12 protein-coding genes are annotated in these 13723 nt (G+C 72.7%); 10 read left to right on the forward strand and 2 right to left on the reverse strand.

Annotation, left to right across the window (positions count from 1 at the left end):
- Positions 1–102: 102 nt before the first annotated feature.
- Both ACZ60E_RS25520 and ACZ60E_RS25525 read right to left on the reverse strand, forming a co-directional pair.
- The gene (locus ACZ60E_RS25520; protein ID WP_469443336.1) at positions 103–600 is read right to left on the reverse strand and encodes a hypothetical protein; all 498 of its coding nucleotides are present in this window, start codon (positions 598–600) and stop codon (positions 103–105) included.
- Between the two features lie 241 nt (positions 601–841).
- On the reverse strand, positions 842–2107 hold the full coding sequence (locus ACZ60E_RS25525) for a hypothetical protein (RefSeq protein WP_469443337.1): 1266 nt from the start codon (positions 2105–2107) through the stop codon (positions 842–844).
- Positions 2108–2694: 587 nt separating this feature from the next.
- Here ACZ60E_RS25525 and epsC point away from each other — a divergent pair.
- The 10 genes from epsC to ACZ60E_RS25575 all read left to right on the forward strand — a co-directional run bounded on the left by epsC (position 2695) and on the right by ACZ60E_RS25575 (position 13579).
- Entirely contained in the window at positions 2695–3276 is a 582-nt protein-coding gene (epsC, locus tag ACZ60E_RS25530) for a serine O-acetyltransferase EpsC (RefSeq protein ID WP_469443546.1), read from the forward strand.
- Positions 3277–3448: 172 nt separating this feature from the next.
- A complete protein-coding gene (locus ACZ60E_RS25535; RefSeq protein ID WP_384799190.1) occupies positions 3449–4426 on the forward strand; it encodes a PLP-dependent cysteine synthase family protein in 978 nt (325 codons plus the stop codon).
- On the forward strand, positions 4423–4890 hold the full coding sequence (locus ACZ60E_RS25540) for a cupin domain-containing protein (protein ID WP_210890866.1): 468 nt from the start codon (positions 4423–4425) through the stop codon (positions 4888–4890). The genes ACZ60E_RS25535 and ACZ60E_RS25540 overlap by 4 nt, the downstream gene beginning before the upstream one ends.
- A gap of 152 nt (positions 4891–5042) precedes the next feature.
- The gene (locus ACZ60E_RS25545; protein ID WP_384799193.1) at positions 5043–6068 is read left to right on the forward strand and encodes a DMT family transporter; all 1026 of its coding nucleotides are present in this window, start codon (positions 5043–5045) and stop codon (positions 6066–6068) included.
- Between the two features lie 524 nt (positions 6069–6592).
- Positions 6593–7429 carry a cupin domain-containing protein gene (locus ACZ60E_RS25550; protein ID WP_469443341.1) on the forward strand — a complete coding sequence of 279 codons (837 nt, stop codon included), beginning with the start codon at positions 6593–6595 and terminating at the stop codon, positions 7427–7429.
- A 7-nt stretch (positions 7430–7436) separates the two neighbouring features.
- Positions 7437–9299 carry an asparagine synthase (glutamine-hydrolyzing) gene (gene asnB, locus ACZ60E_RS25555; protein WP_384799198.1) on the forward strand — a complete coding sequence of 621 codons (1863 nt, stop codon included), beginning with the start codon at positions 7437–7439 and terminating at the stop codon, positions 9297–9299.
- Positions 9296–10330: a PrpF domain-containing protein gene (locus ACZ60E_RS25560; RefSeq protein ID WP_384799201.1), complete on the forward strand. Its 1035-nt coding sequence runs from the start codon at positions 9296–9298 to the stop codon at positions 10328–10330. The genes asnB and ACZ60E_RS25560 overlap by 4 nt, the downstream gene beginning before the upstream one ends.
- Entirely contained in the window at positions 10309–11538 is a 1230-nt protein-coding gene (locus ACZ60E_RS25565) for an acyl-CoA dehydrogenase family protein (RefSeq protein ID WP_453792219.1), read from the forward strand. Before ACZ60E_RS25560 ends, ACZ60E_RS25565 begins: the two co-directional genes overlap by 22 nt.
- Positions 11526–13013, forward strand: coding sequence for a dihydroorotase (locus ACZ60E_RS25570; protein ID WP_469443344.1), 1488 nt, complete (start codon positions 11526–11528; stop codon positions 13011–13013). Before ACZ60E_RS25565 ends, ACZ60E_RS25570 begins: the two co-directional genes overlap by 13 nt.
- A complete protein-coding gene (locus ACZ60E_RS25575; protein WP_469443346.1) occupies positions 13010–13579 on the forward strand; it encodes a flavin reductase family protein in 570 nt (189 codons plus the stop codon). Before ACZ60E_RS25570 ends, ACZ60E_RS25575 begins: the two co-directional genes overlap by 4 nt.
- The last annotated feature ends 144 nt before the right edge of the window (positions 13580–13723 follow it).

Raw genomic sequence — 13723 nt, forward strand, 5'->3', positions numbered from 1 at the left:
CCACATGCCGATGCCCGCCGTTCGTCACGGCGGGCATCGGCATGTGGGGCGAGGTTCAGCGGGCGGGGCGGACGCGACGTCCGGGGGCGGGCCTCAAGCGGTTCAGGCGGCGTAGAAGTTGGGGCCCTCGTCACCGTTCGCACCATCGGTGACGACGTTGGGGCCTTCGTCACCCTCGGCGCCGACCGCGACGACGTTCGGACCCTCGTCACCCTCCGCGCCGACAGTCACGACGTTCGGGCCCTCGTCACCCTCCACACCGGCCGTGACGACGTTCGGACCCTCATCGCCCTCGGCGCCGACCGCGACGACGTTCGGGCCTTCGTCGCCCTCCGCGCCGGCCGTCACGATGTTCGGACCCTCGTCGCCCTCGATGCCGGTGGTGATGACGTTCGGGCCCTCGTCGGAGGCGAGTGTGCGGGCCGGGCCGCGGTCCGTGGCGGCGTCGAGGGCGAGCGAGAAGCCGGGGACGAAGTTCGGACCCTCGTCCGAGGTGGGGCTCGCGGCGGCCGTCCCGGCGGCGACACCGGCTGCGAGAGCGAGGGTGACCGCCGCGGAGGCGAAGAGACCGGCCGAGGTTCCGAAGCCCTTGAGAATCATGTTGTCCGCCTTCTGTCGTCGCGATCTGCGGTGCTGACAGAAAGAAAGGTCGCGCCGGGCGCTCCCGGCCCGTTCCGGGTCCGTTACCGGCCCGTCGGGTGCGGCGGGGAAGCACCCGGGAACCCCTTCGGCGGGGCCCGCGCACGCTCACGACGACCGCCCGCACGGCCTCCTTCGGGCCGTGCGGGCGGCGTACGGCAGAGGCGTACGGCAGGGGTGTACGACAGCGGCGTACCGGAACTCAGAGGTGGTCGGGGCGCCGGCTCACCTCCGCGCGCAGCAGCCGTCCCGCCTGGGTGACCGTCTCCGCGGCCTCCTGCGTGGACTCCGCGCTCAGCAGCACATAGCCGTCCGCGCCGCCGCCGTGGCCGGGGATGTCGTCCCCGGACGCGTACGGGAAGTGGACCCGGTGCACTCCGGGCAGCTCGGAGATCGATTCGAGGCCCGACACCGACAACAGCCGCCCCACGGGCAGCCGGTAGGACGCGACGGCGGCGTACCGGTCGGCAGTCGGCACGTTCACGGGTTTCCCGGCCAGCGCCTGGACGAGTTCCGCTTCGGCGCGGAAGCCCGTCGCGAGCTCGATCAGGGAGGCGAGCGGATCGTCCGGGTAGTCGGCCCGGGAACGCACCACGCGTGGGCCGTCGGCGGTCAGGACGACCACGGTGTAGGCGTAGCCGAACTCGTAACCGGCGAGGTCGAGCAGCTCGGTCGCGATCGCGCGCGCCTCCGCCTCGTCCCGTTCCCCCAGGGGGGCCGGGAACAGATGGCTGCTCGGATGCCAGGCGCCGTGCAGTGCCACGACACCGACGACCCGGTGCATACCGTCGACGGTGAGCGTCACGACGCCGTACTCCGGGCCCTCCAGATACTGCTCCACGAGATAGGAACGCTCACCCGCCGACCCGCTGGGACAGGACGCGGTCCGCGTGGAGGACGGCAGGGTGCGTACGGTGACGGGCGCGCCGATCTCCTCGACCGCGGCGGGCAGTTCCTGGGCCGTACGGGCCTGTGCGGCGGGTACGTACGAGTGCCTGCTGCCGTTGAGCAGGGCCCTCATGGCCGCGGGTTCGCCCAGCAGCCGGGCCGCGTCGACCGGGTTGGGGGTCACGCCGAGACGGGCCGCGGTCTTCGCGACCGCGGGAAGGGCGGCCGTTCCGGCGAAGGCCAGCAGCCGTTGCGTCCCGTGGACCCGGACCGCGACGTCGATCGCCTCGACCAGCGCGGTCTCGTCCGTGAGGTCGACGAGCTCCACCGGTATCCCGGGGGGAAGGCCCTCGTCCGGGCAGTCCGGAGCATGGGGGGACGTCGCGGGCTTCAGGGACTCCTGGGACCCTTGGGACTCCTGTGCCTCCGGAGTGAGGGAGGCGTCCGCGAGCACCCGTACGGCGAAACCCGCCGCGACGGCCTCGCGGACGAGGCTGGCCGAAGGACAGAGCAGCAGCAGGCGCTGCGGAGCACTGTCCGGGGGGTGCGGCTCTCGGTAGCGGTCGGCCGTCGCGCTCATGGCTGGCTCCTCGTCTCCTCGACGGCGGGCGGGATCCGGCGGCTGTCGCGCTCGCCCATGTCCGGGGTGCCCCGGACAACTGACGGCCGGGCAACTGATGGCCGGTCAACTGAATGTTCGTACATGTGTGGATGCTTCCTTGATGCGTGAGGGCGCCGGACCGACTGTTCCGGCCGTGCCCACGCGTTTCCGCGCGGAGTGGCGCTCGACGGGAGTGTCCCTCCGCCCGTTCCCGGATCCCTCCCCGTACGTTCCCGGCCGGGCCGCCGAACCGCTCCCGCGCACCGGTGGGCGGCGGGAACCGGGCGGGAAGAGAGCGGGAACGGCGTGGGGCACTGTCTTCTCGGGACCTCGACCACAGCCGCGGCCGTCGGGCTCCCCCTCCTCACCGGGAGCGGAACGTGCCCCCGCACACCGTCCCGGACCCGTCCACGGCCGCCCCTTCCTCACCGACTGGAGCCCCCATGAGCGCCACCGACAAGGAGCCCGCCTCTGTCCTGCCCTTCCGGCGGACCGACCCGGCCGGCACCCGGGCCGCCGCACCGACGGCCACCCCTCCGTCCCTCCCCGGCACCGGCCCGCTGCGGCTGATGCGGGTGATGCGGGAGGACCTGCGCGTCGTCGTCGAGCGCGACCCCTCCGTCCGCGGCCGTCTCGAAGCCGCGCTGCACCCCGCGCTGACCGCGCTGTGGACGCACCGGATCGCCCACCGGCTGCACACCGGAGGACACCGGATGACGGCACGGCTGCTGGCCCGCTGGGCCCGCCGGCTGACCGCGGTCGAGATCCACCCCGGGGCGGTACTGGGCCGCCGGGTCTTCATCGACCACGGAGCCGCGGTGGTCATCGGCGAGACGTGCACGATCGGCGACGACGTGACGATCTACCACCAGGTGACGCTCGGCGCGGTCGGCTGGTGGAGCGACAACAACAGGCCGCAGGGCGACCGCCGGCATCCGGTCGTGGGCCGCAACGTCATCCTCGGCACCAACGCCACCGTGCTCGGCCCGGTGACCGTCGGCGACGACGCGATCATCGGCGCCCAGGCCCTGGTCAACAAGGACGTGCCGGAGGGGATGCGGATGCTGGCCGCCACCGCTTCCGGGCGCACCCCGGGCCGCCCGGCCGAGGACACCATCGCGAGCATCGCCTCGGCCGGTTCCTGGTAGCCGCTCCCCCGCCCCCGGACCTTCCGCCGCCCGACCTCCCGCCGCCGGATCCCCCGGCTCCCGCTCGACCGCCTTCCGCGCCACCGGTCCGCCTCCCTCCGGTCTCCCCGCCCGCAGCCCGGTGTTCCCGCCCCTTCCGCCCGCAGGCCCAGATCTGACAAGGAATCACACCATGCGCACCCTCGCACCGCACACCTCCCAACCGTCCCTGGTCCGGCCGGCCGTCGCCGACGGCATCGACGACCTGGTGGGCGCCACCCCGCTGATCCGGCTGAGGCTCGAAGGCCTGGCACCGGGCGCCGAGATACTGGCCAAGCTGGAGGCCGCCAACCCGATGTCCAGCAGCAAGGACCGGGCGGCCCTGTACATGCTCAGGGCGGCCGAGGCGCGCGGCGATCTGGCGCCGGGCGGCACGATCGTCGAGGCCACCTCGGGCAACACCGGCATCTCGCTCGCCGCCCTGGCCGCGGCCCGCGGCTACCGCTGCGTCATCGTGCTGCCCGACAACGCGACGACCGAGCGGGTGCGGCTGCTGGCGGCGCTGGGCGCCGAGGTCGTCCAGACCCCCGCGGACCGCGGCTACCCGGGAGCGATCGAGAAGGCCGAGGAGATCCACGCGTTCACCCCGGGCTCCTGGTTCCCCTGCCAGCACGAGAACGCGGACAACGTCGAGGCCCACTACGCCACCACCGGCCCCGAGATCACCGCCGCGCTCGCGTCGACCGGCCGCCGCGTCGACACCCTGGTCTGCGCGGTGGGCACCGGCGGCACCCTCACCGGGATCGCCCGTCATCTGCGGGAGTACGACTCCGGGGTACGGATCGTCGCGGTCGAGCCGCAGGGGTCCCCGCTGCTGTCGGGCGGACAGGCGGGCCGGCACCGCATCCCCGGTCTCAACGGCGGCTTCATCGCCCCGACGACCGACGTCTCCCTGATCGACGAGGTGATCGCCGTCAGCGACGCGGACGCGCTGCACACCGCCCGCCGACTCGCCGCAGGGCAGGGCCTGTTCGTCGGGGTCTCCTCCGGTGCGGCCGTGCACGCCGCACAGTCGGTCGCGGCCCGTCCCGAGTACCGGGACAAGACCGTCGTCACCGTCCTGCCCGACACCGGCGAGCGGTACCTGAGCATGTGGGAGGACCCGTCATGACGCTGCTGGTCTCGACCCTGAAGAGGTTCGGCGACGCCGTCAAGGTCCGTATCGGGGAGACCACCACCACCCGGTACATCGCGCTCGCCGAGACCACCGACGGCCGCCTCGGCCTCTTCCACCACCACATGCTGCCGGGCGCCGCCGGAGCGGCCCCGCACTACCACACCCGGATCTCCGAGTCGTTCTACGTCATCTCCGGAGAGGTCACCGTCCACGACGGCACGGGCTGGCACAAGGCCCACGCCGGCGACTTCCTGCACGTGCCCGAGCACGCCGTGCACGGCTTCCGCAACGACAGCGACGCACCGGCGGAGATGCTGATCATCTTCACGCCCGCGGAGAACCGCGAGGCCTACTTCACCGGTCTGGCGGAGCTGTTGGCCGACGGGAACACCCCGTCGCGGGCCGAGATGGTCGCGCTCATGGAGAAGTACGACCAGTTCGAGATCGACGAGCCCTGACCTGCCCCTCCCGGTACACGTCCGGCCCGACACACGTCCGTCCCGGTGCACGTCCGTCCGCTGTTCCCCGTCCGCTATTCCTCGTCCCTGTTCTCCGTTCCCGTTCCCCGTTCCGTTCCCCGTCCCGTTCGACAACTCTCAGGAGTCATCACATGCATCCCGTCAACTGGGCCCGCTTCGGCCTGCTCGCCGCCCTGTGGGGGTGCAGCTTCGCCTTCATCAAGGTGTCGCTGGACGCCTTCGCCCCGCTCCAACTCGCCTTCGGGCGGCTCCTCGTGGGCGCCCTCGTCGTCGGCCTGATCCTCGCCGTGACCAAGGGCTCCTTCCCCGACCGCGCGGTCTGGGGACACATCGCCGTCGCCTCGGTGTTCGGCAACGTCGTGCCGTTCACCCTCTTCGCCGTCGGCGAGCAGCACACCACCGCGACCATCGCCGGTGTCATCCAGGGCGCCACACCGCTGGTCACCCTGGGGCTCGCCGCCCTGGCCATCCGCACGGAGAAGCCCACGGCCCGCAAGGTGACCGGACTCGTGATCGGCTTCGTCGGCCTGATCGTCGTGGTCGGGCCGTGGCGGACCGACGGATTCGGTTCCATCGGCGGCCAACTCGCCTGTGTCGGGGCGGCGATCAGCTACGCGATCAGCTTCGTCTACCTCCGCCGGTTCATCTCCCCGTACAAGATCCCGGCGCTCGCCGTGACCGCCGCGCAGCTCACCTCCGCCATGGTCATCACCGGTCTGATCACCACCTTCAGCATCGGCTGGGACCTGCCGGGCGAGCTGACGGCCGGCCCGCTGCTGTCCCTCCTGGTCCTCGGCGGCGCCTCCACCGGTATCGCCTTCGTCCTGATGAACCGGCTCATCGCGGACGCGGGACCGACCACGGCCTCCGGCGTCAACTACCTGGTCCCGGTGTTCTCCGTGATCGTCGGCGCCGCGGCCCTCGGCGAGTCCGTCACCTGGAACGTGCCGGTGGGCGGCGCGGTGGTCATCGCGGCGCTGGCTCTCGCGGAGGGGCGGCTGCCGCTGCCCGCACGGCGCGCGGCCGAGCCGCCGGCCGCCGCCGCTCCGGTCCCGCCCGTTCCCGACCCGGCCGCGCCGGTCGAGCCGACCGACCAGGTCGACCGGGCCGACCGCACCGACCGGGCCCAGCCCGTGGTCGCCCAAGAGGCCTGCTGAACCGGCCTGTTCGGGCCCACCCGGACCGGTCGGCGGCCTCTCCAGGCAACTCCGCACAGCAGCACGCCGCACGGCGCGCCCCCTGCTCAGGGGGCGCGCCGTGCGGCGTTCGCGTGTGGCCAGCTGCTTGATGCCCGCGTGTCCCGGCCCCGAGGGCCGGCGGCCGGTACGTGGGGCGAGCCGCGCCGTTCCCCGCGCCCCTCAAGGCAAACGAGTGCGCCGTTCCCCGCGCCCCTTACGGGACACAGCCCCGTCCGGCCCCCGCCAGGCGCACCCACCCGGTTCCCGCGCCCGCTCCGGGCGCCGGGAGCGACGCGGGACACGACCGGGAACCCGCCGCGCGAACCTTCAGGAGCAAGAGAAAAGGAGCCACAGAAGCCCCTCCGGCCCCTGTGACCCCACCCACTCACCTCTCCCGTATCTCCTGTCTCCCCCATCTCCCCCGTCTCGCCCCCGATTCCCCCACCGCACCAGCGGGCCGACGCCACCGCACCGGCCTTCGTACACAGGAAGCAGCCACCGGAATGCCCCCATCCACCGCACCCGCACCCCATCCGGCCACCGCCCTCGGTGACGCCCGCATCATCACCGCGGCCGAGTTCGACTTCCGGCCCGTCGCCGGCGCCGACCCCACCGCCCGCACCACGGTCGCCACCCCCGTCAGCCCGGCGGCGGGCGCCACCCATGTCACCCTCCACGTCGTCCGGATAGCCGCCGGCGAGTCGTACTCCCCCGAGCACAGCACGGCCGAGGAGAACACGGTCGTGGTCTTCTCGGGGACGGGCACCGCGGCCGTCGGTGAGCTCGAATCCCCCGTCGAGCGCGGATCCGCCGCCTACGCCCCCACCGGCCGCGCCCTCACCCTGACCGCGGACGGCAGGGGTCTGACCGCCTACGTGTGGCGCACCCCGCTCGCGAACGCCCCCGTCGGGAGCGAGCCGGTCCTGCACTCCTCCCTGTGGGACGAGACCACCCAGCTCCGCGGCTTCGGCGGTACCGGGCAGGTGGACGCGGCCGAGCGCCGGGCCACCATGAACTTCGTCTTCTGGCCCGGCAACGGCAGCAGCCGGCTGTGTCTGCACTGCGGCATCCAGCAGCCCGGCGAGACCTTCAACGTCCATCTCCACCCCGACAGCGACGAGGCGTTCATCGCCTTCGAGGGCGTCGGCCAGATGTATCTGCGCGACCGCTGGATCGACGTGAGCGCCGGTGACGTCCTGTACGCCTCGCCCGGCGTGCTGCACGGCGCCCGCAACCCGCACACAGGTCCCACCGCCCGCCGCTTCGTGACCTGCGGCGGGCCCAGCCCCTACGACCCGGCGCTCTACTCCGCCGCCGGCTACTCCTCACAGGTCAGGTGAACGCAGCGTGTGCCGCATATACGGAACCTTCAACGTCCATTCCGACGAGGCCGAACTGCGCCGCGTCGCCGACCTGATGCACCACGGCGGTCCCGACGCCCAGGGGGTCGCGCACCGGCCCGACTGGGCCCTGGGCAACAACCGCCTGTCGATCATGGACCCCGAGGGGGGCGCCCAGCCGTACCACCTCGGCCGGGTCACCGTGGTCTTCAACGGTGAGATCTACAACCACGGCGAGCTGCGTTCGCGCCTGGCCGGCCTCGGCTTCCACTTCGACGACCTGTGCGACGGCTCGATCCTGCCCGCGCTGTACATCACCTACGGGGACCGGTTCGCCGAGCACCTGGACGGCATGTACTCGGTGGCGGTCATGGACCTGCGGGAGACCCCCCGCATGGTGCTGGCCACCGACGACTCGGGCATGAAGCCGCTCTACTACCACTGGGACCGCGCCGCGGGCCGCTTCCACTTCGCCTCCGAACTCCCCGCGCTGCTGGGCTTCGCCGGGGTGAAGGCCGAGGAGGACGAGGCAGGTCTCGACGCCTACCTCACCTCCAAGACGCCGTTCGGCAACCGCACGATGTTCCGCGGGATCCAGGTGTTCCCGCCGGCCGCCACCGTCCTCCTCAGCCACCGGGACGGACTGCGGATCAAGCAGCGTCCGATGGCCCACGAGCAGGGCCTGCGCCCCGACAAGGACCGCACCCTCACCGAGGCGGGCGACCAGCTGCGCGACCTGCTGTCCGAGGAGGTGTCCCGGCTCCTGATCGCGGACGCCCCCGTCGCCGCGGTCACCTCCGGCGGGCTCGACTCCAGCCTCGTCACCGCACTCGCCGCGCAGGCACTGCGCGACAGCGGCGGCTCCGGCAGCCTGCACACCTTCAACATCGCCTACACCGGCACCTGGCCCAGCGACGAACGCGCCTACGCCGCCGAGGTCGCCCGCGCCGCGGGCACCACCCACCACCAGGTCGAGGTCGATCCGGCCACCTTCCCGGACCTCATGACCGACGTCGTACGCCACCTGGGGCAGCCCAACGCCGACCCCATCACCCTGTCCACCTTCTCCCTCTTCCGCGCGGTCCGTGACGCCGGCTTCAAGGTCGCCCTCACCGGCGACGCGGCCGACGAACTGTTCAGCGGCTACTCCCGGATGACCCAGGCGGTCGCCGCACACCACGGCGCGAGCTGGATCGACGGCTACCTCGACCATCTCGCCGCCGTCCCGCGGGCCCTGCGCCAAAGCCTGTACACCGACGAGTACGCCATCGCCGTGAACGCGGTCGGCCCCGCCCTGCCGCCCGGCATCCGGCGGATCCTGCACAGCAGCCCCGGCACCCGGCTGCAGCGCATCGGCGCGGTGGAGCAGCGCTACCGGCTCCCCGCCTACCACCTGCGGCGCGTCGACCATCTGTCGATGGCCAGCTCGGTCGAGGTGCGGCTGCCGTTCACCCAGCCGTCCGTCGTGCGCTTCGCGTCCACCCTCACCGACGAGCAGCGGCTCGTACCGGGTCTGGGGGTGAAGCGGGCCCTGTACCAGGCCGCGCAGGGGCTGATCCCGCGCAGTGTGCTGGAGCGGCCCAAGCAGCCCTTCACCCTCCCGGTCACCGCGATGCTCACACCCGGCCAGCGGCTGTGGACCCTCGCCCGGGACGTCCTGTCGCCCCGCACCCTGCGCGCCGACGGCCGGATCCGCCCCGAGCGGGTCGACGCCCTCTTCGACGAGCAGGCCACCCGCCCCAGCGACGCCGTCTCCCTGGCCCTGTGGTCCCTGATGTCGCACCAGCTGTGGCGCCAGGAGTTCTTCGCCACGGCCCAGGCCCCGGTCACGCTCCACACTCCGGTCCGAGTCCTCCAGGAGGCGGCGTGACTGTCAGCCTCGCCCGTGCGCACGGCACCCCCTGCCCCACCGCCGTGATGGACGCGCGCACCCTGCCCGACTCGGAACCCGAACTCCTCGCCCGGCTCTCCGAGTTACGGTCGGCCCTGGCCGACCAGGGAGCCTCGGACGTCCTGAAGAACGCCCTCGTGCAGCCCTCCCGGCACCCCCTGTTCGACCTGGACTACCGCTTCGTCCAGTCGATGCCGGACAGTTTCGACAGCTTCGACCTGCGCGGCTCCTGCGGCCACTCCATCCTGGCGGCGGTCGAGGCGGCGGCCCGTACCGGCATGATCCAGCCCCTCGTGGCCGGCTGCCGGGTCCGGGTCAACGTCCTCAACAACGGGGACAACGTGGTGTGCGAGGCGGAGGAGACCGACGACGGGGGCACCCGTTTCACGGCCCACTTCCTCTGCTCGCCGCCGCGGCCGGTGAACGACCTCCTGATCACCGGTGAGCCCGTCACCGGCATCCCCTTCGAGGGGCGTACGGTTCCGGTCTCGCTGGTCTCCATGGGCAATCCGTATCTCTTCGTGCACGCCGCCGAACTCGGCGTCCACACGGTCGAGGGCCTGTTCGCCGACGACCTCGTGCTCTTCGACCGGATGACCAGGCTGCGCCTCGCGGTCTGCCGGACGCTGGGCTGGGACACCACCGGCGCCTTCCCCAAGGTGGCCGCGCTGCTCCCGGACGGTCCGGGCGCCCTCGCGGTCCGCGCCATCTCCGTACCGTCCTGGCATCCGACGGTGGCGCTCACCGGGGCCACCTGCCTCGCGGCGGGCGCCGCCGTGGAGGGCACGATCCCCTACCTGCTGTCCGGTGTCTCGGAGCAGCCGGACAGCGACCTGCTCTCCCTGCGCACACCGGGCGCCACGGTCCGCGCCTCGGCCCGTATCGCGGGCGGCCCCGGCGACCGCCGGCTCGCCTGGATCTCCGTCGCGGAGAAGCAGGTCGACTACGCCGGCCTCTTCCTGCCCGCCCCCACCTCCGAGGAGTTGTCATGGCTTCCGCTGACAGCCTGACCGTGCCCGAAGCCCGGGCACTGACCGAGACCGACGTACCGCTCCCCGAGCCGGCCGGCGATCTGTCCGCCGGACCGTCCACCGAACCTTCCGCCGGACCGTCCACCGGCCTGACCGCGTCGATGCGTGAACGCCTCGCCGCCGCCGCCCGCGACGCCGACGCGAGCGGCGAACCCGACCGGCCCGCGCTGGCCCTGCTCCGCGAGACCGGACTGCTGGGACTTGCACTGCCGTACGAGTACGGCGGCACCGGCGCCGACGCGCACGGCCTCAACTCGGCGGTCGCACAGGTGGCGCAGGTCAACGCCTCCGCCTCGATCATGCTGTTCCAGCACTACGCGGTCAGCAGGCGCATCCTCGAACACGGCAGCCCGGCCCTGCGGCGCCGGCTGCTGCCCCAGCTCGCCCGCGGTGACTGGCTCGCCGCCTCCGCCTGGAGCGAGACGGGAGCGGGCGCGAACAAGAAGCAGCTGTCCACCGTCGCCCGCCGCGCACCCGACGGGGGCTGGGTCCTGGACGGCGCCAAGTCCTTCACCACCAGTGCCGGACTGGCCGACATCTACCTGGTGCTGGCGCAGACCGAGGAGCCCGCGCCGGACGCCGCGCCGGACACCGGCTACGGCTCCGCCGGCCAGACCTTCTTCCTCATACCGGCGGACGCGCCCGGCCTGGAACCCGACACCTCGATGCGGCTGACCGGCATGCGCGGTTCGGCGACCGGTTTCGTCTCCGTGCACGACTGCCACGTACCCGACACCGCCCGGCTCGGCCCGGTCGGCGCCGCCGCCTCGATCATCGCCGGGGTCCGCGACAGCGGTGCCACGCTCGGTGCCGTGTCCGTCGGCCTGGCCGAGGCGGCCCTCGAACTCGCCCACCGGCACGCCGAGCGGCGCGGGCTGCTGGCCCAACAGGCCGTCCGGCACCGGCTGGTGGACATCGCGGGCGAGGTCGAGACCGCCCGCGCGGTCGTCGAGCGGGCCGGCCGGCGGACGGCCGACGACCCGGGGATCGCCACGCTCCACTCCAAGCTCGTCGCCTCCTCGGCGGCCGAGCGTGTCATCAACGCCGTCGAGCGGCTGCTGGGCTCGGCCGGCTATGTCGCCTCGAACGAGATCAACCGCTACGGCCGCGACGCCCGTGCCGTCGCCCTGATGGGACCGACCAACGACCTCTGCAAGGAACTGGTGAGTCTGACGTGGAACCGCTGAAGCCCCGACCGGCCGATCCCTCCGCCGGTCTGCCCGCCGCCTTCTCCGCCGGTCCTCCCGGCACCGCTCCCGCGGGCCCGCCCGTCGGCCCGCCCACCGGTCCGCCCGCCGATCTGATCGTCGAAGGGGGCCGCCTCGTCACCCCGGACGGTGTCCGCGACGGAACGGTGGTCGTCCGGGACGGCCGGGTAGCGGCCCTCCTCGCGCCGGGCGAGCCCCTGCCGCCGGGCCCGCGCCTCGACGCCGCCGGCCGTTACGTACTGCCGGGTCTGATCGACTCCCACGTCCACTTCCGCACACCCGGTCTGGAGTACAAGGAGGACTGGGAGCACGGCAGCCGGGCCGCCCTCGTCGGCGGTGTGACGACCGTGATGGACATGCCCAACACCCGTCCGCCGTCCCTGGACGAGAGCAGCATGCTCGCCAAGGCAGCGGTGATCCAGGGCACTTCGTGGATCGACTACCGCTTCCACATGGGCGCCGACCCCGACCATCCCGAGCTGCTGGCCGAGCTGGACCCGCGCATAGCCTGCTCGGCGAAGGTGTTCATGGCGGGACATCACACGGCCCCGGTCGTGTTCCGCGACGGCGAGCAGCTGCGGCGGGCCTTCGCCGCCGCCGCCCGCGGTGGTGTCCGGCTCGTCCTGCACGCCGAGGACCAGCACGTCTTCGACCTGCTCGACGCGAGTTCGGGCGCCCCGGACACGTACGGCGGATACGAGCCGCACCGGCCGCGGTCCGGTGGGATCGTCGCCGTCGCCCATGTGGTGCGCCTGGTGCGCGAGTACGGCACGAAGACGCACATCCTGCATGTGTCGTCGGCGGAGGAGGCCGATCTGCTGTCGGCCGCAGCCGCCGAAGGGCTGCCGCTCACCTACGAAGTGACCGGCCATCACCTCTCGTTCACCCACGACGACACCACCCGGCGCGGCCCGCGGACCCGGCTCTCCCCCGCCATCCGCGAGTGCCGTGACCAGAAGCGGCTGTGGCAGGCCGTGCTGCGCGGCGAGGTCGCCACCCTGGGCAGCGACCACGCCCCGCACACCGTGGAGGAGAAGAACCGTCCGCCGGCCGACGCGCCACCCGGTCTGCCCGGCGTCCAGGAGCTGGCCACGGCCGTCTGGACCGGCCTGCGGACCCGGGACATCGCCCCGGACGAGGCCGCCGCGCACCTGGCCCGGCTCATGGGCGAGGGACCCGCCCGGCTCTTCGACCTGGTCGGCAAGGGCAGGCTCGAAGCCGGTGCGGACGCGGACCTGACCCTGCTGAACCCGTCCGACCGCTGGCAGTTCTCCGCCCACGACGTCCAGGCGCTGTGCGGCTGGTCCGCGTACGAGGGCTGGACCTTCACCGGACGGTTCACCACCACGGTGAAGGGCGGCCATGTCGTCTGGGACATCCGGGACGGGTTCTCCGGCCGCCCCGAGGGCCACTGGCTTCAAGGATCGGCCCGGCCTCTGGAGGTGGCCCGATGAGTTCGACACTGCTCGAATCCCAGACCCCGCCCGGTACGTCCTCGTCCAGCACGTCCTCGTCCGCGACGGCTGCTCAGCCGGTCCAGGACCTCGCCGATGCCTTCCGCGCCGCGATGTCCGCCCTGGCCGCCCCCGTCACCCTCGTGACCTGCTACGACGACCTGGGCCGGCCGCGCGGCCTGACGGCCAGCGCCGTCAGCTCACTGTCCCTCACCCCGCCGCTGTTCCTCGTCTGCCTCGACCGCAACTCCCGTTCGCACGACACGCTCACCGGCGCCGAGGACTTCGCCGTGCATCTCCTCGGCCCGGGCGAGGAACACCTCGTCAAACGCTTCATGCGGCCGGCCGAACACCGCTTCGACGGCGTACCCCTGGCCGCGGATTCCCACCGGGCCCCCGTCATCAGGGACGCCTCACTGACGCTCCACTGTGTCCGCCACGACGTCCTGGAAGGAGGCGACCACACGATCCTCGTGGGACGGGTGACCGCTGTGCGCGGCGAGCCCACGCACTCGGGCGGCCTGCTCTGGCACCGACGGGGCTTCGCCCACGCGCGACGCCCATGACCCGGACGGGGGCTGCCACCGCGACGCGGCCGGCAGCCCCCGTCCGGGATCCGGCACAGAAAAAGATCCGGCACAAAAAAGAAGGAAGACAGATCGTCATCGGCGTGGTTACCATGCGGGCGATGAACACCTTCTCCTTTTCCG

The sequence above is a fragment of the Streptomyces sp. NPDC102514 genome (assembly GCF_055584525.1).